General features: G+C 40.9%; 22 protein-coding genes. 11 read left to right on the plus strand and 11 right to left on the minus strand.

Features of this window, described 5'->3' with window-relative positions; genetic code table 11:
* Window positions 1-31 precede the first annotated feature (31 nt).
* Both C7B62_RS04285 and C7B62_RS26790 read right to left on the minus strand, forming a co-directional pair.
* A complete protein-coding gene (locus C7B62_RS04285; protein WP_106233383.1) occupies window positions 32-994 on the minus strand; it encodes a protochlorophyllide reductase in 963 nt (320 codons plus the stop codon).
* A 99-nt stretch (window positions 995-1,093) separates the two neighbouring features.
* Entirely contained in the window at window positions 1,094-1,228 is a 135-nt protein-coding gene (locus tag C7B62_RS26790; protein WP_255413985.1) for a hypothetical protein, read from the minus strand.
* Window positions 1,229-1,321: 93 nt separating this feature from the next.
* Here C7B62_RS26790 and leuB point away from each other — a divergent pair, with 93 nt between their 5' ends.
* Window positions 1,322-2,410 carry a 3-isopropylmalate dehydrogenase gene (gene leuB, locus C7B62_RS04290; RefSeq protein WP_106233384.1) on the plus strand — a complete coding sequence of 363 codons (1,089 nt, stop codon included), beginning with the start codon at window positions 1,322-1,324 and terminating at the stop codon, window positions 2,408-2,410.
* A 139-nt stretch (window positions 2,411-2,549) separates the two neighbouring features.
* Here the strand turns inward: leuB and C7B62_RS04295 are convergent, their stop codons facing one another.
* The gene (locus C7B62_RS04295) at window positions 2,550-3,128 is read right to left on the minus strand and encodes an antibiotic biosynthesis monooxygenase (RefSeq protein ID WP_106233385.1); all 579 of its coding nucleotides are present in this window, start codon (window positions 3,126-3,128) and stop codon (window positions 2,550-2,552) included.
* Window positions 3,129-3,322: 194 nt separating this feature from the next.
* On the opposite strand from C7B62_RS04295, the gene C7B62_RS04300 reads away from it, so the two are divergent.
* From C7B62_RS04300 to C7B62_RS04335, 8 genes are all read left to right on the plus strand, one after another.
* Window positions 3,323-4,315: an aromatic ring-hydroxylating dioxygenase subunit alpha gene (locus tag C7B62_RS04300; RefSeq protein WP_106233386.1), complete on the plus strand. Its 993-nt coding sequence runs from the start codon at window positions 3,323-3,325 to the stop codon at window positions 4,313-4,315.
* Window positions 4,316-4,416: 101 nt separating this feature from the next.
* Window positions 4,417-5,856, plus strand: coding sequence for an NCS2 family permease (locus tag C7B62_RS04305; RefSeq protein WP_106233387.1), 1,440 nt, complete (start codon window positions 4,417-4,419; stop codon window positions 5,854-5,856).
* A gap of 54 nt (window positions 5,857-5,910) precedes the next feature.
* Window positions 5,911-7,302, plus strand: a complete 1,392-nt coding sequence (locus C7B62_RS04310) for a uracil-xanthine permease family protein (RefSeq protein WP_106233388.1) — start codon at window positions 5,911-5,913, stop codon at window positions 7,300-7,302.
* Between the two features lie 115 nt (window positions 7,303-7,417).
* Complete coding sequence (gene hpxO, locus C7B62_RS04315; protein WP_106233389.1) at window positions 7,418-8,581, plus strand: FAD-dependent urate hydroxylase HpxO; 1,164 nt, start codon at window positions 7,418-7,420, stop codon at window positions 8,579-8,581.
* Between the two features lie 161 nt (window positions 8,582-8,742).
* Window positions 8,743-9,246, plus strand: coding sequence for a 2-oxo-4-hydroxy-4-carboxy-5-ureidoimidazoline decarboxylase (gene uraD, locus C7B62_RS04320; protein WP_233219806.1), 504 nt, complete (start codon window positions 8,743-8,745; stop codon window positions 9,244-9,246).
* A gap of 63 nt (window positions 9,247-9,309) precedes the next feature.
* Window positions 9,310-10,671, plus strand: coding sequence for an 8-oxoguanine deaminase (locus C7B62_RS04325; protein ID WP_106233390.1), 1,362 nt, complete (start codon window positions 9,310-9,312; stop codon window positions 10,669-10,671).
* Between the two features lie 170 nt (window positions 10,672-10,841).
* Entirely contained in the window at window positions 10,842-12,704 is a 1,863-nt protein-coding gene (locus tag C7B62_RS04330; protein ID WP_106233391.1) for an iron uptake porin, read from the plus strand.
* Window positions 12,705-12,845: 141 nt separating this feature from the next.
* Window positions 12,846-14,087: a Zn-dependent hydrolase gene (locus tag C7B62_RS04335; protein WP_199194058.1), complete on the plus strand. Its 1,242-nt coding sequence runs from the start codon at window positions 12,846-12,848 to the stop codon at window positions 14,085-14,087.
* A gap of 19 nt (window positions 14,088-14,106) precedes the next feature.
* Here C7B62_RS04335 and C7B62_RS04340 read toward each other — a convergent pair whose 3' ends face one another.
* From C7B62_RS04340 to C7B62_RS04350, 3 genes are all read right to left on the minus strand, one after another.
* Window positions 14,107-14,517: a gamma-glutamylcyclotransferase family protein gene (locus C7B62_RS04340; protein ID WP_106233392.1), complete on the minus strand. Its 411-nt coding sequence runs from the start codon at window positions 14,515-14,517 to the stop codon at window positions 14,107-14,109.
* Between the two features lie 327 nt (window positions 14,518-14,844).
* On the minus strand, window positions 14,845-15,525 hold the full coding sequence (locus C7B62_RS04345) for a phosphoribosyltransferase (RefSeq protein WP_106233393.1): 681 nt from the start codon (window positions 15,523-15,525) through the stop codon (window positions 14,845-14,847).
* A 253-nt stretch (window positions 15,526-15,778) separates the two neighbouring features.
* Window positions 15,779-18,169, minus strand: a complete 2,391-nt coding sequence (locus C7B62_RS04350; protein WP_106233394.1) for an endonuclease MutS2 — start codon at window positions 18,167-18,169, stop codon at window positions 15,779-15,781.
* A 121-nt stretch (window positions 18,170-18,290) separates the two neighbouring features.
* Here C7B62_RS04350 and C7B62_RS04355 point away from each other — a divergent pair, with 121 nt between their 5' ends.
* The gene (locus tag C7B62_RS04355; RefSeq protein WP_106233395.1) at window positions 18,291-18,434 is read left to right on the plus strand and encodes a chlorophyll a/b-binding protein; all 144 of its coding nucleotides are present in this window, start codon (window positions 18,291-18,293) and stop codon (window positions 18,432-18,434) included.
* Between the two features lie 346 nt (window positions 18,435-18,780).
* On the opposite strand, the gene C7B62_RS04360 is transcribed toward C7B62_RS04355, so the two are convergent.
* From C7B62_RS04360 to C7B62_RS04375, 5 genes are all read right to left on the minus strand, one after another.
* A complete protein-coding gene (locus C7B62_RS04360; RefSeq protein WP_106233396.1) occupies window positions 18,781-19,383 on the minus strand; it encodes a CPBP family intramembrane glutamic endopeptidase in 603 nt (200 codons plus the stop codon).
* A gap of 5 nt (window positions 19,384-19,388) precedes the next feature.
* Complete coding sequence (locus tag C7B62_RS04365) at window positions 19,389-20,429, minus strand: DUF3326 domain-containing protein (protein WP_106233397.1); 1,041 nt, start codon at window positions 20,427-20,429, stop codon at window positions 19,389-19,391.
* A gap of 21 nt (window positions 20,430-20,450) precedes the next feature.
* Entirely contained in the window at window positions 20,451-20,627 is a 177-nt protein-coding gene (locus tag C7B62_RS26045; protein ID WP_199194059.1) for a hypothetical protein, read from the minus strand.
* 93 nt (window positions 20,628-20,720) lie between these two features.
* Complete coding sequence (locus C7B62_RS04370) at window positions 20,721-21,446, minus strand: GDSL-type esterase/lipase family protein (RefSeq protein WP_106233398.1); 726 nt, start codon at window positions 21,444-21,446, stop codon at window positions 20,721-20,723.
* Between the two features lie 128 nt (window positions 21,447-21,574).
* Complete coding sequence (locus tag C7B62_RS04375; RefSeq protein ID WP_106233399.1) at window positions 21,575-22,615, minus strand: YheT family hydrolase; 1,041 nt, start codon at window positions 22,613-22,615, stop codon at window positions 21,575-21,577.
* Between the two features lie 177 nt (window positions 22,616-22,792).
* On the opposite strand from C7B62_RS04375, the gene C7B62_RS04380 reads away from it, so the two are divergent.
* Window positions 22,793-23,566, plus strand: a complete 774-nt coding sequence (locus C7B62_RS04380; protein ID WP_106233400.1) for an ABC transporter permease — start codon at window positions 22,793-22,795, stop codon at window positions 23,564-23,566.
* The last annotated feature ends 290 nt before the right edge of the window (window positions 23,567-23,856 follow it).

Genomic DNA, 23,856 nt, shown 5'->3' on the forward strand with positions numbered 1-23,856 from the left:
CTTTACTCGCCTCAGTATAAACAAAGCAAGATTAAGCAATTTTTACTAGCTTTTCACTCAATTCCCAGAGACGTTTACCCTTGTTGTTATCCATAGCTTCATCAGAGATTTCTTGCTGGAAAGCAGTCCGATCTTCTTGCTGGCGATTACCCCAACTATAATAAACTCCCGACTCATTAAATTGAGGATCGGCGACTACTTTGGCAACTCTTTCCCCTGCTAATTCTTCCGTCACATAGCCTCCTGTAATTTTTTTCTGAAACCAAGGAAAGATCGTCCGAAATAGAGAATAATGGTTACGGAATAAGCCTGTCTCTGCGACACATCCAGGATAAAGAGCATTAAAAATAATTCCTGTAGAATCGTGATAGCGATCATGTAACTCCCGCATGGTCAGCATATTGCAGAGTTTACTATCTTTGTAAGCTTTTCCTGGTTTAAACTTCTTGCCGTCAATCATGGCGATTGGTGCTTTAAAACCTGCTTCCATCCCCTGTAGATCTCCTAAGTCTGGGGGTGCAGGGATGGGAATTTTACCGCCAATTTCTTTGGGGTTAGCGGTGACAGTACCTATAGTTACCAATTTTTTTTCGGGCGCTGGAGAATTCTTGAGATCCTCCAGCATAAGATTACACAGCAAGAAATGTCCAAGGTGATTAGTAGCCACACTTAACTCATAGCCTTCTTGACTACGCTGCGGTTCTTTTTCTAGAGGGAGATAAACTGCGGCATTACACACTAGAGCATCTAAAGACTTGCCTGTAGCGCGAAAATCTTGAACAAACTGATGCACGCTAGCTAGTGAAGCAAGATCAAGATGAATAATACTATATTTGTCCTGGGGAATACCAACTTCTTTGGCTACTTTTTCTGTTTTAGCTAGATTGCGACAAGCCATAACTACATGCCAACCACGGTTAGCCAAGGCTTTAGCAGCATATAAACCGACACCAGAAGATGCGCCAGTAATTACAACAGTTGATTCTTGTACCATTTTCTTAAAGATCTTGTTTTTTATTAGTATTCATACCTATTTATAAAATCTCATACTCTATAACTCTTGGTGAGCAGTCAGTTATAAAGTGTCATATTTTTAGTCAACTTCTAAAACATCTAATTCTTGGTTGTGCTTTGCTATCTTTCTTTTATGGACTTGAAAGGTAGGTATCCAAACAATCTGTTGATAACGAAAGCGATCGCCTAAAAAACAATTTGAAATTACGCTCAACTCAGACTTTATACCCGATCAAATTTGATGTAGCTGTCAGATGGTAAATTAGTAGCTGTCGCCAATGAATTTAAAGAACTTAAAATAGTCATCATGACCAAGCAACACCGCATAACTTTACTTCCTGGGGATGGTATAGGGCCCGAAATTATTGCCGTAGCGGTAGAAGTATTAGAGGCGATCGCCCAAAAACATGAGCTAAAGTTTAGCTTTACCGAAGCTTTAATTGGTGGTGCGGCGATCGATGCCACAGGCGAACCTTTACCAGAAGAGACTTTAACCGCTTGTCGTCATAGTGATGCGGTATTACTGGCGGCGATTGGCGGTTATAAATGGGATAATCTCCCTCGTCACCAACGTCCTGAAACGGGACTACTGGGAATGCGGGCAGGATTAGGATTATTTGCTAATCTTAGACCTGCAACAATTTTACCTCAGTTAATCAATGCTTCCTCCCTCAAGCCAGAAGTGGTGGCAGGAGTGGATATTATGGTGGTGCGTGAATTGACGGGGGGGATCTACTTCGGACAGCCTAGAGGAGTGTTTACCACCGAAACTGGTGAACAAAGAGGCGTAAATACCATGGCATATAGCGTTAGTGAAATTGATCGCATTGCTAAAGTTGGTTTTGAAACTGCTCAAAAACGCAGCGGGAAACTATGTTCTGTGGATAAAGCTAACGTGCTAGATGTTTCTCAACTATGGCGCGATCGCGTCACAGCAATGGCAGAGAATTATAGGAATGTGGAATTAAGTCATCTTTATGTAGATAATGCGGTCATGCAGCTAGTGCGCGCCCCGAAACAGTTTGATACTATCGTTACGGGCAATTTATTCGGTGATATTCTTTCTGATGCAGCAGCAATGCTCACGGGTAGTATCGGCATGTTACCTTCTGCTAGTTTGGGTGAGGCTGGTATGCCTGGGGTATACGAGCCTGTTCATGGCTCTGCCCCTGATATTGCTGGTCAAGATCAGGCTAACCCTCTAGCGCAAGTATTAAGTGCAGCCATGATGTTACGCTACAGTTTAAACGAGCCTGACGCAGCGACGGAAATTGAAACGGCGGTCAATCGAGTTTTAGACCAGGGTTATCGTACCGGAGACATTATGTCCCCTGGCATGAAAGCTATTGGGTGTAAAGAAATGGGGCAAGTTTTATTAGCCGCCCTGAGTGAATAATCTTGTAAGGCTGATCTGGAGTAGTTATCAGCTATCAGCTATCAGCTTTTAGAACCCAAACAATCAAGTTCCTAATTCCTATAATATTGTTCAAAACTCTTGTTCAAAGTCATTTGATCAATTAATTAAGACTTGATGCCTATCGTCTTTTTTTTGGGTATAGCCACCCAGAAAAAAGTTTGGTCATTCTGGGCATCAATACATAGGTCATCAGCAATACCAAGATGGCAGTAATTATTAAACTTTTGACCAACAACGGCAAGAATAATAATTCTAGCAGAGGTGCAAGAGTCAAATTTGCTAATTGAATTGAGGGAAAGAGCGCTAGCAAAGTAACGGTTGCCATCTTGTAACGCGGTGGTGGATGAATTTGCGGGGAAGAAGAAGGCAAAGTAAACCAAGTTTCTAAGCCTGTAATCACCCTAATTCGTGCAGGTTCTAAACGCAAGCTCTCCGCGCGGGCTAGCCACTGACGACGACATTCTGATTGTTCCCAAATCTGTAAGTTGCTGGCACGATCAAATTTAAAAATAATGCGATATTCGTTATCTGTTGGACTGCTAGGACGAAAAACGTTAGTGCCTAAATGCCCTTCAAAGGTCATCGCAGCAGCGGTAATTCCTGAAATAAACTTCTCAAATGCTACTTTACACCCAGGCTTTACTTTGCGCGAGATAACTACCGTGACGGGGGGATCGATTAAGTCTTTATCTCTCATACTATTACTGCTAACTGTTTGTCTTTCAGTTTTTGAATAAGCTTATCTTGGCTCAAATTATAAAATCAAAAGATAACATCATAATTTGGTGATAAAAGACTAATTAGTAACTAAAAATACAAACTTATTATGGTTAACTGTATACAGTATGCAGTATTAACAAACTAACTATTAATGACTAGGGCTTAACCTTTATGCTAGTCACCAAAGAAAAAGTATTCAAGCAATTTTGGTATCCTGTGATGCCTGTCTCTCAGATGTCAGGACAACCCGAGGGATTCGAATTATTGGGGCAAAAACTGGTTTTATGGCTAGATGATTCTGGTAGAGCAATAGTAGCAAGCGATCGCTGTTGTCATCGTTCAGCACAATTATCCAAAGGCAAGATTATTGATGGTAATATTGTCTGTCCCTATCATGGTTGGCGGTACGACGGACAAGGAGTCTGCGTAAAAGTTCCTCAGTTAGAAGACAGCAGCCAGATACCTAAAGGTTATCAAATAAATACCTATTTAGCTCAAGAACGTTATGGATATATCTGGGTATGCTTGGGCGAACCTTTAAATGAAATTCCCGAAATACCCGAAGCGAACGATCCTAATTTTCGCTTAATTCCTGAATTTTATGAAACCTGGTATTGTGCGGGGTTGAGAGTGATGGAAAATGAGTTCGATCTAGCTCATCCTACCTTTGTTCACACTACTACTTTTGGTAGCCAAAAGCATCCGATTCCCGATGCGATCGAGGTTAGCGAAACTGATTATGGGGTCACGGGAAAAGCAATTCTGGGTGTATTTAATCCCGAACAGCAACAGCAGAATCTCAAAATGGATGAAGACATAACCACAAGAAATTTAGATTTAGATTGGTATTTACCTTTCACCTGCAAGCTAAGAATAAATTATCCCAATGGTTTAGTCCACATCATCGTTAATACCGCTACACCGATTAATGATTCTTCTTCGCAGATTGTTCAGTTTTGCTTGCGCAACGACACCGAAGCAGAAACAAAAGCAGCAGATGTGGTGAAATTTGATCGCGCTGTGACTTTAGAAGACAAAGCCGTATTAGAAACTACGGATTATGACGTGCCGTTGGATTTAAAACAAGAACAACACATGATGACAGATAAGCCAGGAATTTTGATGAGGCGGAAGTTAAGCAAGCTGTTGGCAAGTAATAAATAAAAGAAAAGATAGAGGCGAACGGTGACGGACATGCCTCCAGACACTTATCCTTTAGGGCTAGTACTAAGCGTGAATCTTTTAAGGCATTTGCCCATATAAAAATGAGTATTAATCAAGACGTAATCGATCGCAAGGACATAAATCAACCTAGAGGGGAACCGCCTCGTGGGGGTTGGCAAGGTGCAGTTTCTCGTTATTTTGAATTTGACCGATATCGGACTAATTTTCGCACCGAAATTTTGGCAGGCGTGACTACTTTTATGACGATGGCGTACATTTTGGTAGTTAATCCGTTAATTCTTTCTGATGCCATATTTCTGAATCAGCCCAAAGATTTATTTGCCGAGTTGGTAGTAGCAACGGCAGTATCGGCAGGCATTGGCACACTGATTATGGCATTGTTGGCAAAATATCCTTTTGCCCTTGCCCCGGGAATGGGGATTAATGCTTTTTTTGCCTATTCGGTAGTTCTGGATTTAGGTATAAATTGGCGTACCGCCTTAGCTTGTGTATTTGTCGAAGGCTTGGTTTTTATCCTGCTGACAGTTAGCGATATTCGTCGCCATCTAATTACTGCTGTCCCCAGTTCGATTAAATCAGCAACTACGGTAGGAATTGGTTTATTTTTAGCCTATATTGGCTTAGGAGGGGCAACAGAAGTAGGCGGCGCGGGTCTAATTGTCGCTAGCGAAGTTACTAAAACCGATTTTGGTAGTTTAGCTCAACCTCAAGCTTTGATGGCAATTTTTGGTATTTTCCTGACTGCTTTCTTTATGGTGCGACGGATCAAAGGAGCATTGTTATGGGGAATTATTGGTACTGCTAGCTTGGGGTGGATCTTTGGTGTGACCAACACACCTCAAGGATTTGCTTCTATTCCAGCCTTTCCCAAAGATTTATTTGGGGCAGCATTTGTGGGTTTAGGAGGAATCAATGGCAGCAACTGGATTGATTTTCTGGCTGCACTGTTGGTGTTTCTCTTTGTGGATCTGTTCGATACTATCGGCACATTGGCGGGAGTGGGAATGCAGGCAGGATATATCGATGAGAATGGCGAATTACCAAGGGCTAATCGAGCCTTAACCGCAGATGCGATCGCCACTACGGCTGGGGCAGTCATGGGAACATCTAGCGTTACTACCTTTGTGGAGTCGGCTTCAGGCGTTGCTGAAGGAGGGCGTACTGGTTTTGCATCAGTCATAGTTGCAGCCTTGTTCTTTATTTCTTTAATCTTTACACCGATTTTTGAAGCTATACCGGCCTTTGCTACTACTCCAGCCCTAACCATTGTGGGTGTATTGATGATGGCAAGCATCACAACTATTAACTGGGAGGATTTAACCGAAGCCATACCAGCTTTTTTAACTATATTCTTTATTCCCTTTGCCTTTTCCATTGCAGCAGGATTATCTATTGGCTTAATTGCCTATCCCCTATTAAAAACCTTTAAGGGCAAAGCGCAAGATGTACCTTTAGTCACTTGGATTCTGGCAGCTATATTTGTCGCTCGCTTTATTTTTATGACTTTGCGCTTTGGCTAACCGTACAGGCAAACGGCTATTCACCCCCACCACAAATAATCAACAATTAACAAAATGACCAATCAAGAATTGACTTTAGCAGAAGAAATTAAAACAGAAGCACCTGCTTCAATTGAATCCGATTTAATTTATGGTTTAGAAGCCCGTCCCCCTTTTGTCGAATCTATCTTTGTCGCGTTGCAGCACGTATTTGCCTGCTTCGTCGGAATTATTACTCCTGGCTTAATTATCTGCGGAACATTAGAAGTGTCGCCAGCCGATACTACCTTTATTTTGAGTATGTCCTTGGTAGTATCAGGTATTGCTACTTTTATTCAAGCAAAAAGGTTTGGGCCAGTGGGTTCTGGATTATTAAGTATCCAAGGAACTAGCTTTGCTTTCTTAGCTCCAATTATTGCTGCGGGTTTGGCAGTCAAAGAAACTGGAGGTTCTCCCACAGATGCACTAGGTCTAATTTTTGGGTTATGTTTTTTTGGAGCTTTAATTGAAATTATTATTAGTCGTTTTTTGCACTTGGCAAATCAATTAATTACACCTTTGGTTACGGGGGTAGTCGTGACTTTGATTGGTTTGACCTTAATCAAAGTTGGGATCACTTCTATGGGTGGAGGAGTAGCCGCCCAAAATAATGACACTTTTGGCAGTTGGACTTATTTAGGTGTTTCTCTGTTGGTGTTGGCGGTAATTGTTATTCTCAATAGTCTCAACAGTAACTTTTTGCGCATGTCATCGGTAGTTATTGGTTTAGCTGTAGGCTACATAGTTTCAATTCCCTTGGGATTAGTCGATTTTAGTAATTTATCTCAACTGCCTTTAATTGCTTTGCCGATACCGTTTAAATATGGCTTAAAATTTGATTTTGGGGCATTTATTCCCTTTGCTTTTTTATATGTAATTACTGCCATTGAATCAATTGGCGATTTGACCGCAACCTCGGCTATTTCTGGCGAACCGATTAAAGGGCCAATATACTTTCGTCGACTTCAAGGCGGAATTTTAGGGGATGGAATTAATTCCATGATTGCTGCTGCTTTCAATACTTTTCCCAACACTACTTTTAGTCAAAATAATGGTGTTATTCAATTGACGGGAGTAGGTAGTCGCTACGTGGGCTATTTTATTTCGGTAATTTTTGTGGTTCTTGGTCTTTTTCCGATTATCGCGGGAATTTTTCAGGCTTTACCCCAACCAGTCTTGGGTGGGGCGACCATTATTATGTTTGGAACTGTGGCGGTAGCAGGAATCAAAATTCTGTCGATGGTCAATCTAACTAAACGTAATTCAATTATTTTGGCGGTTGCTTTAAGCATGGGTTTGGGGGTAACTTTTGTTCCTGAAATTCTCGAGGCTTCACCTGAACTAATTAAAAGTATTTTTTCTTCAGGTATTTCAACAGGAGGACTCACTGCTTTAATTTTGAATATGATTTTGCCAGGAAGAGAATAATTACTGATTTTTGGTGGTCTTTCGATGAGCATTAGTAGCAGAGTATTTTGATGTAAACGTAATTATGTTCCTGCCCACAATACAACTAACGACTAATAACTAAAGACTGATTAATATGTATCAACTTAAAGCAATTATTATTGGCGCAGGGATGGCTGGATTAGCTGCTGGTATTGCAATGCGTCAAGCAGGATACGAAGTAGAAATTTACGAAAAGACAAAGAAGTTACGTCCTGCGGGGGCGGGGATTTCTCTGTGGTCGAATGGGATTAAAGTTCTCAATAAATTAGGACTAGGGAAGCAAGTCGCTGCTATTGGCGGACAGATGAACCGCATGGAATACCGTAATAGTCAGGGAGAAGTTTTAAATGATGTCAACTTGATTCCTTTAATGGAACAGGTAGGACAAAGACCTTATCCTGTATCTCGAACTGATCTACAAGAGATGATGCTCAACGCCTTCGGTAAATCAGATGTACAGATGGGAATGCGCTGTATAGAAGTTAAACAGGATGCAGATAGTGCCACAGCTATTTTTGAGGATGGGACTATTGCTACAGGAGATGTGATTATTGGTGCAGATGGAATTCATTCAGTAGTGCGTAGCTATCTTGCTTGCGGAAAGATAGAATCTCGCTATGCAGGTTATGTTAACTGGAATGGATTGGTTGAAGCTAGCCCCGATTTGGCAGAAAGTGATGTTTGGGTAATTTATGTAGGCGAAGGGAAACGCGCCTCGATGATGCCTGTGGGGGGAAATCGGTTTTACTTTTTTATGGGCTGTCCAAAACCTCAAGGAACAACCCCACCTAATGGAGATATTCGCGCCGAGTTAAAAGAAATCTTCGCAGGGTGGGCGCAGCCAGTACAGAACCTAATTGAGAAGCTCGATCCTGAACAGGTAAACCGTCTGGAAATTGGCGATATAGATCCCTTGCCTAACTTAGTAGAAGGTCGAATTGCCTTAGTCGGAGATTCGGCACACGCAACTACTCCAACTTTAGGACAGGGAGGCTGTCAGGCGATGGAAGATGCAGAAGTACTTTGTCGCTATTTGATTACAACTAATATTAGCGTCGAAGATGCCCTCAAGCGTTATGAAGCAGAACGAAAAGAAAGGGTGGCGCAGCTAGTATTGAAAGCCCGCAAGCGGACTGATACTATCTATAACAAAGAGCCAGATTTAACCCAGCAGTGGTACGAACAATTAAAGCAAGAAAATCCTCAAGATGTTACAGGTGCGATCGCAAAAATCATTCTTGGAGGCCCTTTGCATTGAACATTGAACAGACATGCCAGGTAAATTAATGACTCACGTATTAGATACGGTAAATGATTGTCCAGATCAAGGAGTTGCGATCGCAAATTATGGAAACCTAATCTCAAATATAGATTCTAAAATCTTCTTCTCTTGCTTTAAAGACACTATTCTAATCGCCAGTGAATAATAAATATGCGATCGCAAAATTAAATAATCTGTCTCAGGAAGAGTTTACTGCTGTTTTGGGGAAGATTTGGGAAGAAACACCCGAAATTGCTGAGAAAGCTTGGCAAGATAAACCTTTTGAGAATTTAGAAGCTTTATATCAGGCTATGCTTGCCGTGGTCAACCAGATGAGTGAAGCTAAACAGGTAGCGTTAATTAAAGCTCATCCCGATTTGGGTAGCAAAACTAAGATGGCAGAAGCTTCAGTGCAAGAACAAGCAGGAATAGGCTTAGATCGCTTATCTAAATCAGAATATCAGCGTTTTCAATTTCTCAACCAGGCTTACAAAGACAAGTTTGGTTTTCCTTTTATAGTTGCGGTGAAGCATCACACCAAAGAAAGTATTTTAGAAGCATTTGAAACTCGTTTAAATAATACTCAAGAACGAGAAAAACAACAGGCTTTAACTGAAATTAGTAAAATTGCTCGACTACGTTTAGACTCTTTAATTGATTAAAGTATATGTAAGTATTTCATATATCTATACGGCTTATTGCTCATCCTTCTTCCCTTAAAATAAATGTCTACCTTACTGGTCAACAACATTCATACTCTTGTGACAATGGACAACGAACGTCGCGAAATTCGGCGTGGCGCGCTATTGGTTAGGGATAATGTCATCGAACAGATAGGAACAACCGAAGAATTACCTGATACTGCCGATGAAGTTCTAGACTTACAAGACAAGCATATTGTATTACCAGGGCTAGTAAATACCCATCATCATTTCTTTCAAAATCTAACCCGTGTAACTCCCGCAGGACAAAATGGTGACTTATTTCAATGGCTGACTGCACACTATCCTTTGTGGTCTAATCTAACTGGAAAAGGGATGTATTATAGTTCTCAGTTAGCAGCGACAGAATTAATCTTGTCAGGCTGCACTACCGCCAGCGATCATCACTATATATTTCCTAATGACTGTACCCTTGATGAGCAAATTAGAGGAGTGAGGGAAATTGGTTTGCGGTTTCATGCCAGTCGGGGAAGTATGAGCGTCGGGGAAAGTAATGGCGGTTTGCCTCCAGATTCTCTGGTAGAAAAAGAAGCCGATATTTTGAAAGATTCTCAACGGTTGATTGAAGAGTATCATAATAGCGATCGCTATTCTATGCTGAGAATTGTCCTAGCCCCCTGTTCCCCTTTTTCTGTATCTACAGACTTAATGCGCGAGTCGGCTGCAATGGCGAGAAGTTACAAAGGAGTGAGATTACATACTCATCTGGCAGAAAATAAAGGAGATGTGGAATATAGTCTATCTAAGTTTAATCTCACTCCTGGAGATTATGCCGAGTCGGTGGGTTGGCTAGGGGATGATGTCTGGCACGCTCATTGTGTAAAATTAAGCGATCGCGCGATCGATAAATTTGGTCAAACTAGTACGGGAGTCGCCCATTGTCCCTGTAGTAATATGCGTCTGGCTAGCGGTATTGCCCCGATCCGCAAAATGCTCAACAAAAATGTGCCTGTTGGTTTAGGAGTGGATGGGGCAGCTTCTAACGATGCTACTAACTTATTCCATGAAGCCCGCCAAGCTTTCTTACTCGCTCGCGTTAGAGATGAAGATGCTTCGGTAATGACTGCCCGCGATGTCCTAGAAATTGCCACTAGAGGCGGTGCCAAAGTTTTGGGCAGAGATGATCTCGGCTATCTCGCCCCAGGAATGGCAGCAGATTTTATTGCAGTCGATCTAGATAAACTTGGATATGTGGGAACACAAGCCGATCCTGTATCGGCATTAATTTACTGTCAAACCGATCGCATCGACTACAGTTTTATTAACGGTAAAAAAGTTGTAGATCGAGGCAATTTAACTACCATTGAGCCTGAAAATTTGATCGCAAAAGCTAATTTAGTTGCGATCGCTTTAGCTAATGGTTAAGGCTTTACTCTGTTAACCTCCGACTCAAATCTTTTTTTGTTACCTAATTGTAATCTAAAGTAAATTTTACCAAATCACTTAAATTTGATTTGTATACTGTATACATTAATACGATGGCATCAAGATAATAATGATAATTTTGCTTATGATCAACAGGTGTGAGTTTGGATATGAACGATAGAAAAACTGAGTCTTGGTGTCCTAATTTTATTCAGAATTTTAATTTAATTAAAAATTCAATTTGGTTATTTTTCCCTGTTACCTTGCTATCAATTTCTACTATTGAAACCTCGGCATCAGAAGAATTATCTAGCTTGGACGATACGAATAGAATGTCTCAAGTTAATCATGTCCGACAGTTGAAATCACCTCAAAATTTGCCTAATCTCGAAAAAAATAACGGGATGTCTCAAATTACCAACGTGAAACAGTTACGAGACGTTGCTCCTACAGATTGGGCTTATGAAGCGCTGCGTTCATTAGTAGATCGTTATGGTTGCATTGCGGGGTTTCCTAACCAGACTTATCGTGGCAGTCAAGCTTTATCTCGGTATGAATTTGCTGCGGGTTTAAACTCTTGTCTCAATCAAATCGAACGTTTAATTGCCTCAAGGGACAACGTATCTCAGGAAGATCTAGAAACCGTACAGCGGTTGAGTCAGGAATTTGAAGCAGAATTAGCAACCCTTGGTGGCAGAGTTGATAGTCTTGACAGCCAGGTAGCTGTTTTGGAAGATAATCAATTTTCTACTACTACCAAATTTACAGGTGACATCTTTTTAAACGCTACAGGTGCAACTGCCAGTGATGATGTTTTAGCAGAGACAGTTAGTCTTGATACACCTCTTAGTCTTCGTCGCGCAGGGCGAGATGCAAATAATAATCCGATCATTAGTAATATTACCGAAGATCCTGAAATAACCTTTAGTTACTATACTTGGCTCAACTTCAACTCTTCATTTACAGGAAAAGATAACTTTACTATTCAATTAGTAGCAGGCAACGGTGATTCTCCTGCTAATAATTATGTTTCCGCAGGGCTTTATAACACTTTTGGCACTCCTTTTACCGATCAAACTGGTACAGCTTCAGGAACAAATAGCGTTGAACTACGAGAATTGTTCTATGATTTTCCGATTGGCGAAAAGCTCAGAGTTATAGTAGGACCAAGAATTAATTGGTATCGCTATTTTGATAACAATAACTATACTTTCTTTCTGACTGGTGCAGGTAGCTATAACTCTAGTGGGGGAACTCTAGTAAATCCAGTCGATCGCGGTTCGGGCGCAGTAATAACCTATGATTTTAATGATTCACTCAGCTTTAAAGTTGGTTATTTGGGAGAAAACACCGAATTTTTACCATCACAGTTCTTTAATACCTCTTCTGATCCTAATCAAGGATTATTTAGTGCAACTCAAAGTCTCACTGCCGAATTAGATCTGGCGATCGCCGAACGAGCTAACATCCGTTTAATGTACACTAGAGCTACGGTGGATAATAATCAACCTATCCTAGATGCAAATGGCAACGTCACAGGCTTTGGTGTTGGTGGGGCAACAGGTGAACCCATCTATGGAATAGCTGATGATGGTTTTGGTGGCACAATCGGCGATGCTCCTTCTGATACTTTTTCTGTTAACTTTGACTGGGCAATTCTCGACAAGCTGGGCATATTTGGTCGCTATAATTATGGCAGCACCAGCATTAGACCGACAAATCCCGCTCTGGACAATGGCGAAGTAAATGCCCAGGCTTTTCAAGCTGGAGTAGCTTTTCCTGACTTGGGGAAAGAAGGTGCATTAGGGACTTTATCTTTTGTAATTCCTTTCGATGTACTTGATGGAGAAGAGTTTCTCGTATCTGGGGCGGGGGATGATGGTACTCAATACGAGTTGGAAGCTACCTATAATTTCCCTGTCAATGATAATCTATCAATTCTTCCTGCCTTTTACTTCGTAGCTAATCCTAACAATTTTGAAGATAATCCTAATATTTACGTGGGTAATGTGCGAATGCAGTTTAGATTGTAGTTAATCCTGAGCTTATATCTAAATAGCTGTATAGCTAGCGATCTCCTAAGTAGTATACGAGTTATCTAATCAGTACGAAACAATATGATAGGTTAGAGTAACCGTATACAGTATACTTATTTATCTTCGGCTGCTTAATCTATGAAATCAATAACTATTGCTAACCTGACGATCAATGGCGATCGCCTGAATCAAAGCATTGCGACCTTAGCAAACATCGGTCAACTACCTAACGGTGGTGTAAAACGGATCGCCTATAGCCAAGAAGACATAGAAGCTCGAAATCTAATTCAGCAATGGATGAGAGAGCTTGAGCTGGAGATAATTATAGATGCAGCAGGAAATATAATTGGCAGATATACTGGTAAAAATCCAGTCGCTTCGGCGATCGCCACTGGTTCGCATATTGATACTGTTCCCTGTGGCGGACATTATGACGGTGCTTATGGGGTGTTGGCAGGATTAGAAGTAGTCAGAGTTCTTCAAGAAAACCAAATTAAGTTAGACCGAACGATAGAAGTGATTGTTTTTACCGATGAAGAAGGCAGTATGATCGGCTCAAAAGCAATGTCCGACAGAGTCGTTGGCGATCCTGAATATTATCGTCGTCCCGATGGTACAGATATTCAAACCTGTTTAGAAAGAGTTGGAGGTAATTGGGATAAGCTTACTCAAGCTCGTCGTAATCTTAATGATATATCTGCCTTTGTTGAACTTCATGTCGAACAAGGTCCTGTTTTAGAATCTATGGGCAAACAAATCGGTGTAGTAGAAGGTATAGTCGGACAAAGACGGTTCAATATTACAGTTAAAGGTAGTGCCAACCATGCTGGTACAACTCCAATGCAAATGCGCTGTGATGCATTAGTTGCAGCTTCTCAAGTTGTCTTATTGGTCAATCAAATTGGCAACAGTCCTGGTCAACAGGTAGCTACTGTCGGCAAAATTGAAGTATTCCCTAATGCTGCTAATGTTGTTCCTGGTTGGGTAGAAATGAGCTTGGATATTCGCGATCTGTCTAGCTTACACATAGATAGCTTGCTAAAGCAATTACGTGTTCATCTCGAAGAAATTGCCGTCACTACTAACACCCAAATTCGTTTAAATTCCTGTCTGCATAACGAACCAGCTTTAGCCGAATCCTATATCCAAAAAGCGATCGCCCTAAGCTGTGAAAATCTCAATTTAAGTTATACTCATTTGCCCAGTCGCGCTAGCCATGATGCTCAAGAATTAGCTTTAATTAGCGATATGGGGATGATTTTTGTTCCCAGCAAAATGGGAGTTTCCCACGATGCCAGCGAATATACTTCTCCTGAACAGTGTATTCAGGGGGCAAACGTATTATTGCAGACATTAATTAGATTAGGAAAAAGCAAATAATTATTGATCCCTATTGAATTTAAGATCTAATTGTTTCGTTCATTGATTTATAAGCTGCCCAACCGCCTAAATCAGAAATATCGGGCCAGTTATACTTTTCAATTAACTCTTGGGGATATAACATTGCGATCGCATTTTCTTCTCCTTCTAAATTTACTGTCTCTGGATACATATGAGGAGGTTCGTTAGCCAAGAGATACTCATACTGGTCGTTAGTCATTTCATAGATTTCTCCAGGAATGCTAATACCATTTGTTTCGGTTGCATAAATAGCGGGATGCCAGCCGTTTTCTGCTGCATGAAGACGGTATTGAGGAAGAGTTTTGGTAGTTTTCATAAACTTCGCCGACTGAAGGTTTTGATGGTCTGGTTGTCCTTTCAAAGCCGAACCACAGATGAAAACTTGTTTGCTCTCTGATTTTGTTGTCATGATGTTAATTATGATGTGTGTAATTCAGGATTCTTGATAATTGTTAATTCCTCGAACATTTTGGCTTTACTAGCAATTAAATGTTTTTAAATAGTTGTTCGAGCCAAATCTGAGTTTTTCAAAGCATCGCTTTACAATTTCTCGATGTTCTCAGCGGAAGAGATTAAGAACTAAATGTTTGAATGAGCTGGTTATTTTAGTATACAGTATACAATAATTAACTTTGAATTTAGAGTATTTTAAAATTTTTTAGCACAAGAATTTTGGCTATTGAGCGTAAAATTTATTTTGACAATTAATCATTTTCACTGGGCAAAACAGTTATAGTTAGGCAAAATTTTGACAAGTTTGTTGTGTCAGTAGATTGCAGACTTCTTGATCTGTGGTTTGGGTAAAGTCTTTATACCAAAAACCTACTCCATTAAGAGTTTTGGGAGTTACTAGACAGGTGATTTGATCTACTTTGGGTTGCAAATTGGCGATCGCCTGTTGAGAAGCCACGGGAATGGAAATCATAATTTTTGCGGGGTGGTGTTGACGTAATACTTCCACCGCAGCTTGCATCGTTAAACCAGTAGCCATACCGTCATCAACTAAAATAATTGTGCGATGCTCGATTGTCAGCATTGGGCGAGAATGACGATAACAAGATTCACGCCATTTTAATTGCGCTTTTTCCTTAGCAGCGATCGCTTGTATTTGGCTGGCAGTTACTCCACTGGCTTGAGCTGTATCTTGATCGACAATAGTTATGCTGCTGCTAGAATTGTCTGCTAGAGGAGCCTCAGCAACTGCTCCCATGGCTATTTCTGGATAGTTGGGTAAGCCGAGTTTTCTAACTAAACAAACGTCTAAAGGAATGTTGAGATTCTTAGCTATTTCGTAAGCTACAGGTACGCCACCGCGAGGTAGTGCCAAAACTATAGTTTGAGCTTGGTGTTTATAGGCCAAAAGCTGTTGAGCTAATTTTTTACCTGCATCATGTCGATCAGAAAAAACTGCATTCATTTTACATTCACGAGCTTTTACTTATCATTATTCTAAGGCTTGTATAGCGATACGCAGTTATATTAAGACAATCATTACTCGTTACTCGTTACTTACGAGCAAATAACTATAATATGTCCTAACCTAATCTTGTACGGCTTAAGTTTACAGCTTAAAACAAATGAGTCTGACTTTTCATTGACACAGACGGACAATAGCGATCGCTAAAATTCTAGCTGATTCCAGAGCAAAATGATTAAAATTATTCAAGAATCTATTTCAGATATACCAAAGTTACCCCTGCACCACCTTCTTTTTGGGAAGCAAGTTCAAACTTTTCTACCTGGGGATGACGCTGAAGATATTCATGAACACCTTGGCGTAAACGTCCTGTACCTTTACCATGGATGATCCATAATACTCCTGCTTCAATAGCTTTGGCGATCGCATTATTAATTTCCAACTCGGCATTATCTACCCTTTGACCACGAATATCAAGGGTGTTATTGGATGTTCTAACTAACACCACTGTTTTTTTGCGTTGCTCCTGGGACAAAGGTTTTTTCTTCGTCTCTTTGGGTTTCGTATCCGCTTTTTGTCCGCTCAAAGATTCTATCTCGCCGATTCCGACATTCATTTTCATAATGCCAAAGCGGACAGTTAATTGTTCTGTCTCCTCATCAATACTCAACACATCTGCTGTTTGATTCAGACGAGGAATTCTGATTTTTTCCCCCACCTTAGGTTTATAACTGAGTTTAGCTGTTTTTGCAGCTTGGGTTTTGGCTAGTTCCTTGCTAGTAATCAGATCTAAGGCTTCTGTGGCTTGCTGGGTTTTCTGCATGGTTTGCTCTCCCTGCTGTAGCCGACGAATAACGTTTGCCACCTCTTTTTTTGCTTGGGCGATCGCATCCTGTACCGCCTGTTCCTGATATGCTTTTAAAGACTGTTCTCGTTCTTGCAATAAAGAGGCTTTTGCTGATACTTCGGCATAGAAACGCTCGGTTTGTTCTAATAGCTTACCCGCTTGATTAGCTTTCTCTTCCTGTTCTCTCTTTTGGGCTTCTAGAGCAGCAATTACTTGGTTTACGTCTTCTGCCGATCCTGTTCCCACTAAAGAATGTGCTTCTTCAATGATGTTTGGATCTAAGCCTAAACGTTGAGCAATAGTCAGAGCATTAGAACGCCCAGGTATTCCCCATAAAAGCTTGTAAGTTGGCTGAAGGCTACTATCATCAAACTCTACCGAAGCATTCTCAAATCTGGCATCTTGGTACTTGAGAGCTTTTAATTCGCCATAGTGGGTAGTAGCAATGGTTAATAAGCCATGTTCCGCTAAATATTTTAATAAAGCGATCGCCAAAGCACTACCTTCGGCGGGATCTGTCCCTGCACCAACTTCGTCTAAGAGAATTAAAGAATTACCCTCATGATCGCGTAAAGCTTGAATGATTCGACTAATACGGCGTATGTGTCCTGAAAAAGTCGATAAACTTTGCTGTAAAGACTGTTCATCCCCAATATCAGCCAAAATCACCTCAAACCAGGGCAATTCTACGGGTATCTGAGCGGGTACAAACATTCCTGCTTTTGCCATCAGGGCAGCTAACCCCATAGTTTTCAGGGTAACGGTTTTTCCTCCCGTATTTGGTCCTGTGATCGCTACTACCTTAGTTTCCGACTTAACTAACACATCAATTGGGACTACTTCTGTTCCTTCTTCATGACGCTGCTGCCACACTAGCAAAGGATGACGTAAACGACGCAGGATAGTATCTTCCTCATTGATAAACCGAGGCGGATTTGCCTCTAACCATAAGCCATAACGCGCTCTGGCAGTGGCTAAATCTAAGATCGTGGCGGCAATCAAAACTCGTTCCAAGTCTTCCTGTACCCCTGCCACCTTGTCTGACAATCCCTTTAAGATAATCTCTTCTTCCCGCTGTTCTTGACGTTCTTTTTGCCGTAGCTGATTACCCAAATGAATAATTACATTCGGCTCAATATAATAAGTTGAACCTGTACTGGATACATCATGCACAATCCCTTTAATCGTCTCTTTTTGACCAGGTTTGACCGAGAGTACAAAGCGATCGCCTCTTTGAGTAATTACCGCCTCCTGAATCGCTGTGGGGTTACGCTGTATAATGCCTTGCAGTACTGTATAGATTCGACTGCGTAAATTTTTGATCTCACTGCGAATACCTGCCAGTTTTGGGTTAGCGCGATCTGTTATTTCCGCGCGATCGTCAATGCAATGATAGATCTCTTGCTCTATCTCAGGATAGGTACGCACATCAGCTACTAGCTCCGCCAGAGTTACCAACTCTTCGTTGGCATCAATCAAACGTCGCAGATAACGCATTCCTGCTAGGGTAGTTGCTATATCTAGCAATTCTTGGGCGGATAAGATACCGCCAATTCCTGCTCTTTCTAAAGCCGCGCCAACATCTTTAATCCCTTTAAAATTCCAACCAGAATCTAGCTGCTGTTCTAAGTTATAAATCTCCTTGGTTTGAGCCAGTAAATTCTCGCTTTCGGCTTGGGTAGTAGGCAATTTTAACTGACGCGCTGCCACCACACCTAACTTAGTTGCTGCAAAGGTAGATAAATGCTGGCATAAACGTTGCCATTCCAATAAGTTTAAAGTTTCAGTGGTAATCACAGGCCGTCTGTTATGCTTCTACTTAATTATGGTCAGATTAAAACAAAATATGTCATGAAGTTACGCTATATTAAGAATACTTGACACAAGTAAACCTCGCAATAAGGAGATAACCGTAACCATGGAAAAAAAAGAAGGCAAATTTGGCTTTACCAACTATGCAGAGATTTGGAATGGTCGCCTAGCAATGATTGGTTTTGTTACGGCGATTATCGTAGAAATGAATACTGGACACGGTGTTTTAAAACAGCTAGGCATTTTGTAATCACTAGCTTAATTAATATAGTCATTTTAATTAATTTCCCTATGGTTACTTTGTATTAATGATGATGGTGAATTTTACTTGTTACTTGTGAGACAGTTGCGTTGCGGAGGTTTCCTCCGTTGAGCAAACTGTCGAACCCGAAGGGTTACTTGTTACTTGCTACTTCGTTATAAGATCCACTGGTTGCTATTTGAAATGACTATATGTTACTTATTTACCCCTCTGATAAATAAATTAGTTTTATTTATTGGAGGTTTTTTGTACAAATGCTTAAACTAATGTAGCTGGAAGTGCGTTTTGAGTATTTACCATCTACTTGCTACTTGCTACTTGCTACTTGTGAAATTTAATCTTCAGGATTAGTTTGCTGCTTCTGTCTGTGGTTAATTTTCCACACCAAACCTGATACTAAGTTGGTAATTATATGCGCAATGACAGGAACTAGTAAGTTCCCAGTAATCAAAGCGCAGTAGCCCAGGGTAAAACCGACGATTGTTGCCCACACCACATAGGGCCATTGTCCATTACCACTCAAATGCAAAACTCCGAACAGAACGCTCGAAACCAATACCGCCAATAAATCAAACCCCAAAGCGGGTAGCATTACTCCGCGAAACAACAGCTCTTCGCTCAAACCAGGTAGCAATCCCAACCAAATTAAATCACTCCATTCTAAAGGTTTAATCACTAGTTCAAGGTAAACATCGGCGCTACGTCGATAGGCTGGCCAAAAACGATAGACAATACCGCTGGTTAGAGTAATCCCTAAAGCTAAACCGATACTCCACAATAGAGCTTGAGGAGTAAACTGAAACGATAATAGCTGCACTCCCCCTAGCTTTTGCCAAATTTTAGCGATCGCCAATAAGAAAATGGCGGTAATGCCCATAAAAATCAGGATTTGGTTACGGCTCAGGGGTTCTAGTTCGGGGGTTTTTGGGTTGGCCACAGTTTTTACAAGCTCTCAAGAGCAGATATATAAGGATTTAACATGCGAAAGTCTACTCCCGCACGTCTAGCAGCGATCACGCCTAAAGCTTCTAGATAAGAATCAACTTTCGTTACCTTGATGCCCAATGGTTCGGGAGGAACTTGAATTTTAGTTGTATTATTAGTGACGGCAATAATTTGAGCTTGATTAGCAAAGTTGAGAATAGCACTTCCACCACAGGCAGTATAGGGAACTACCACTATATCTACTTCATCAGACCAAATAGCATTGCGGGAATGAGATTGCTCAGTAATAAACTGAGGTGCGCGGCTTAAACCCACTAACACACAGGGGAGGAAGGTATAGCCCAATTCTTCCGCAGCAGCACGGGGAGATACTTCTGGATCGACTGTCAAGGGTGATAGGGCAGGGGCATGGGCAGCAGGAATTTGAAACTGACGGACAATCAAATGGGAAATCACGGCTTCTGCACCAGCTAGATGATCTACTCCTGAACCATGACGGTAATTTTGGAGGGACTCGCTCGCATCATCGGGAAAACGAGCAACCACAGCGATCGCTTCTGCCCCTCCTTGCTTAATCAACTTTTCTGCTGCTCTAAGTAAGCTGCCAGGATTACCTAACGTACCCCAACTTGCGCCAGAATCAGCAGTGCGCAATTCTACCTCTAAAGGCGCATCCGTGACTACATAGTTGGTTAAATCTATTCCTAGGGTTGCTCTAGCAGCATCTGCTGCCTGGAGATGTCTCAAACGTAACTCTGGTTCAATTGCGCAATCTAATAGCAGTCCGATTTTGTTTTGCCTGACAGGGCTTAAACCCCAGTCTTGAGCTGCAAAACGGTCTAAGCCATAACCTTCAACATAGTAAGTATTATCCAAGGGCCAATACAGCTGTGCGCCATTAAGAACATTGGGATGAGTAATCAGGCGATCGCTAATTTGGGCGATCGCTTTGGCAACGGGAAGAGCATCGCCCGCATAACCACCAATAGCTGCACCTACCCCTGTGGGAACAATCAGCACAACTGTAAAGGGGGACATAGTCTGATTTGCCACTAAAATTTAACTCTCTCTGGTCACAACGGCTTCTACCGTTGCCGTTTGTTGTTCTCGATCAACTTTGGTAACTGCCCAGCGGAGTGGTTTTCCTGACTGTTCTAGTCTGGTTTCAATCTCTTTATTTAACTTAACTGGATTTTCTTGAAGATTAATTTCAGCGGTAATAAAGTGTGTAGTCATTAGTTTCACCTGAGCTATCAATACATATTTTCTAATTTAAGTTGCACCGATGGTAAAATATAAAGCAATAATTAATATTTTTTGATTATTTATTTACCTTTTGACTTGTGAAGGCTCGATTAATTTCCATGCCATAATGTCAGCGAACAAAGTTTGATAGCCTATAACATTAGGATGCAATCCGTCATCTCCTAACTGAGTATCGATCCAGTCTATACCTCTAGATAACCAAAGATCAAAAATATCTAGGTAAGGAATATTTCTGTCCTGACAAGCCTGTAAGGTTGCTTCTTTATAGCGATATTGATCTAAATGATTGTAATAAAGACAATCCATAAAAGGCATTTTTGCCTCGCTGACGGGAGTCATACCAATAAACATTACGGGGCAAAGATCTTGCGCCACATTTAGCAGATAATCAAGATGCTGACGAAAGCTATCTAAATCAGTATATAGCTTGCCACTGGGCTTCCCTAGCCTCGCCGAATCATTCAAGCCAACCGAAAGCAAAATTAAGTCTGGAAGACGATTGCGCAATTCACCGCGGCAGTTAAATTCCTGCTCTAAGCGAATGGCGACTTGATTAACGCGATCGCCCCTCACTCCTAGATTATACAAAACATGTCCTGCTCCCTGGGGCGACATCCATTCCCGTCGCAATCTTTCCACCCAGCCACCGCCGACATAGTCGCCATAACCATAAATCAAACTATCTCCCAAAGCAACTACTTTCAAAGGCTGTTGGCGCTGTAGCTTTTTGTGTAAAACCCGATCATTACTCGTGACAAAGCTAGAGTTGGGACTGAGAATAGTCTGCATAAAAAAAGAAAATAAGATCTGAAAATATTTAGAGCGTTTTACAAAACAATATTTATATTTAGCAATAATACACAATTACGGCTCTGGTCTTGAAAATAGAGTATAGCCGATCCCCTAAAAATGTATTACTAATTGCTCATTGTTGTGAGCCAGTTTAAAATCCGATTCCATCCCCACCAACAATCGCGATCGCCATATTTTTGTTGGCAGTTTGGGCTACTGACATAGCCAACATGTCCCCCTGCTTTAGTTAAAATTAGGTTTAAAGCTTCATTATGGCGACAGACGGTTTTGAGCCGAGGAATAATACTGGGAGCAAACATGGGATCGTCTTCTGCATAAAGAATTAGAGTAGGCTTCTCAATTTTGGGCAAAATTTGAAATGGACTACTAGCAGTATAGTAATCTTCTACGGAGTCAAAACCTAAGCGAGGAACAACTAAATGATGATCAAAACCCCAAATGCTGTTGGCTTTTTCAATAGCCGATCGCTCAAAATCTTGAGGATGATATGCAGAGATTTTCAGCACTAACTTGGTTAATTCTTTAGCGATCGCCTGTTCGATATATTTGCCTAGAGGATGTTTCATTAGATAGGGCAAAGAAAGATTGGAGTCGAGATTAGGACAAATAACTGCACCTCCCGCCACATCAGCAGAATTTAGACCATTTACCGCCAAAAACTGAGAATAATAAATTCCCCATAAAGCTAATTGTCCCCCCAGAGAATAGCCAGTCAACCAAAAGGGTGCAGGACAGCCCAAAGTTTTGCTTTCCCCCGCAATACTGACAAAATCTTTGCCCTCATTAATCCCATCTGAAGTTAGTACCGAGGATAATTTTGCCGATTCTCCATGAGCGCGCCAGTCAAACAGCACCACAGCATAGTTCTGAGCATAAGCTTTTCGGGCTAAAATTCTCAAAAACCACTGATTGTCTAGCGTACCTGTAATGCCATAAGTGCCGACAATCGTTCCTTGAGGATTTGGAGGGATTGCTACCCAACCAGCTAAAGGTACTTCTCCCTGGGTAAATACTACCTTCTGATAATGAGGCTCTGGTTCACTAATAGTTTCTTGCCAGATCTGGCCTGAGCGCATGGCTACATAGATCGTCATCAAAAAACCATTGTCTAAAAACCAAGGTGGGGAATAGGAACTATGCAGCATTAATCAAGTCTAAATCTTGTTTTTATTTATTTGTTCAAGCTTACAGCTCATAGCTTATAGCTTATAGCTTATTCAGAGTGAGATCACAGACAAATTTTACCAGAGCGTTATTTTTCAAACTAGTTTGGGAATAATAACGGTGTAAACCCTGAAATATTTGCATAATTTCTCTAAACAATGAATTTAATCAGAGTTTTTACCATCGCCAACAATGGTTTTAAAGAAGTTATTCGCGATCGCATCCTTTATTTTATTGGCTTTTTTTCCTTGCTACTAATTCTGGCTCAAAGAATTATCCCTGAAATTGCAGCAGGGACTCATGAAAAGATTTTGCTCGACATTGGTATTGGTGCAATCAATATTCTCAGCGTAATCGTGGCAATTTTTATAGGTACGGCGCTAATTAACAAGGAAATTGAAAAACGGACGTTATTGATGCTCATTCCTAAACCAATTAGCCGTGCTGAATTAATCTTAGGTAAACATCTAGGACTTACTGCCGTGTTAGGGGTGATGATTGCCATTATGATGGTCATCTATCTAGCTATGCTCAGTCTTTCCCAGATTGACTATCCCACAGCAGCATTGATTACTGCATCCGTTTATCTGTTGCTCGAATTAGCCTTAATCGCTGCGGTGGCAATTTTCTTTGGCGTATTTACCAGCTCAATTTTAGCCACCTTATTTAGCTTCGGTGTTTATTTGATGGGACACTTTAGCGAAGATTTAGTTGAATTAGGCAAACTAAGCAAAAATGCCAGTATTGAGAGCTTAACTACTAGTCTTTATTTGGTGCTACCCAATCTTTCACGGTTAGATTTAAAAAATGAAGCTGTTTATGGTTTATTACCAAGCTCAGGAGAATTAATTGCCCATGCCATGTATGGTTTACTGTATACCGCTCTACTCTTAATTATCTCGATCATGATTTTTGCTCAAAAAGAATTTTAAGTAGTTTTACTGAGTATTAGTAACTATCTTGTTACAATAATTCTCAATATCTTCATAGCTTTTTCTAAGCTAACTATATTTAATCGCAATTTAACCTATTTTGATTGATTACTCATTTACAAAATAGCTAATTACCGATTATAAATGCCAAAGATCATCAGCTTTCGCTAAATCTTGATACTTATTGCTTAAAACGAGATAATAAGTGAAAGTTTGGATAACCGTCCAATTATCCTCGAAAGCTAATCGACATCATGAAGGCAAAATTGTTGAATACGCGCAAAACATCT

The organism is Pleurocapsa sp. CCALA 161 (assembly GCF_003003995.1).
Taxonomy (GTDB): domain Bacteria; phylum Cyanobacteriota; class Cyanobacteriia; order Cyanobacteriales; family Xenococcaceae; genus Waterburya.

What these genes read in the sequence shown, in the direction of transcription:
- C7B62_RS04285 (WP_106233383.1), bottom strand. Translation starts at nt 994, where the DNA reads ATGGTACAAGAATCAACTGTTGTAATTACTGGCGCATCTTCTGGTGTC.
- leuB (WP_106233384.1), top strand. Translation starts at nt 1,322, where the DNA reads ATGACCAAGCAACACCGCATAACTTTACTTCCTGGGGATGGTATAGGG.
- C7B62_RS04295 (WP_106233385.1), bottom strand. Translation starts at nt 3,128, where the DNA reads ATGAGAGATAAAGACTTAATCGATCCCCCCGTCACGGTAGTTATCTCG.
- C7B62_RS04300 (WP_106233386.1), top strand. Translation starts at nt 3,323, where the DNA reads ATGCTAGTCACCAAAGAAAAAGTATTCAAGCAATTTTGGTATCCTGTG.
- C7B62_RS04305 (WP_106233387.1), top strand. Translation starts at nt 4,417, where the DNA reads ATGAGTATTAATCAAGACGTAATCGATCGCAAGGACATAAATCAACCT.
- C7B62_RS04310 (WP_106233388.1), top strand. Translation starts at nt 5,911, where the DNA reads ATGACCAATCAAGAATTGACTTTAGCAGAAGAAATTAAAACAGAAGCA.
- hpxO (WP_106233389.1), top strand. Translation starts at nt 7,418, where the DNA reads ATGTATCAACTTAAAGCAATTATTATTGGCGCAGGGATGGCTGGATTA.
- C7B62_RS04325 (WP_106233390.1), top strand. Translation starts at nt 9,310, where the DNA reads ATGTCTACCTTACTGGTCAACAACATTCATACTCTTGTGACAATGGAC.
- C7B62_RS04330 (WP_106233391.1), top strand. Translation starts at nt 10,842, where the DNA reads ATGAACGATAGAAAAACTGAGTCTTGGTGTCCTAATTTTATTCAGAAT.
- C7B62_RS04335 (WP_199194058.1), top strand. Translation starts at nt 12,846, where the DNA reads ATGAAATCAATAACTATTGCTAACCTGACGATCAATGGCGATCGCCTG.
- C7B62_RS04340 (WP_106233392.1), bottom strand. Translation starts at nt 14,517, where the DNA reads ATGACAACAAAATCAGAGAGCAAACAAGTTTTCATCTGTGGTTCGGCT.
- C7B62_RS04345 (WP_106233393.1), bottom strand. Translation starts at nt 15,525, where the DNA reads ATGAATGCAGTTTTTTCTGATCGACATGATGCAGGTAAAAAATTAGCT.
- C7B62_RS04355 (WP_106233395.1), top strand. Translation starts at nt 18,291, where the DNA reads ATGGAAAAAAAAGAAGGCAAATTTGGCTTTACCAACTATGCAGAGATT.
- C7B62_RS04365 (WP_106233397.1), bottom strand. Translation starts at nt 20,429, where the DNA reads ATGTCCCCCTTTACAGTTGTGCTGATTGTTCCCACAGGGGTAGGTGCA.
- C7B62_RS26045 (WP_199194059.1), bottom strand. Translation starts at nt 20,627, where the DNA reads ATGACTACACACTTTATTACCGCTGAAATTAATCTTCAAGAAAATCCA.
- C7B62_RS04370 (WP_106233398.1), bottom strand. Translation starts at nt 21,446, where the DNA reads ATGCAGACTATTCTCAGTCCCAACTCTAGCTTTGTCACGAGTAATGAT.
- C7B62_RS04375 (WP_106233399.1), bottom strand. Translation starts at nt 22,615, where the DNA reads ATGCTGCATAGTTCCTATTCCCCACCTTGGTTTTTAGACAATGGTTTT.
- C7B62_RS04380 (WP_106233400.1), top strand. Translation starts at nt 22,793, where the DNA reads ATGAATTTAATCAGAGTTTTTACCATCGCCAACAATGGTTTTAAAGAA.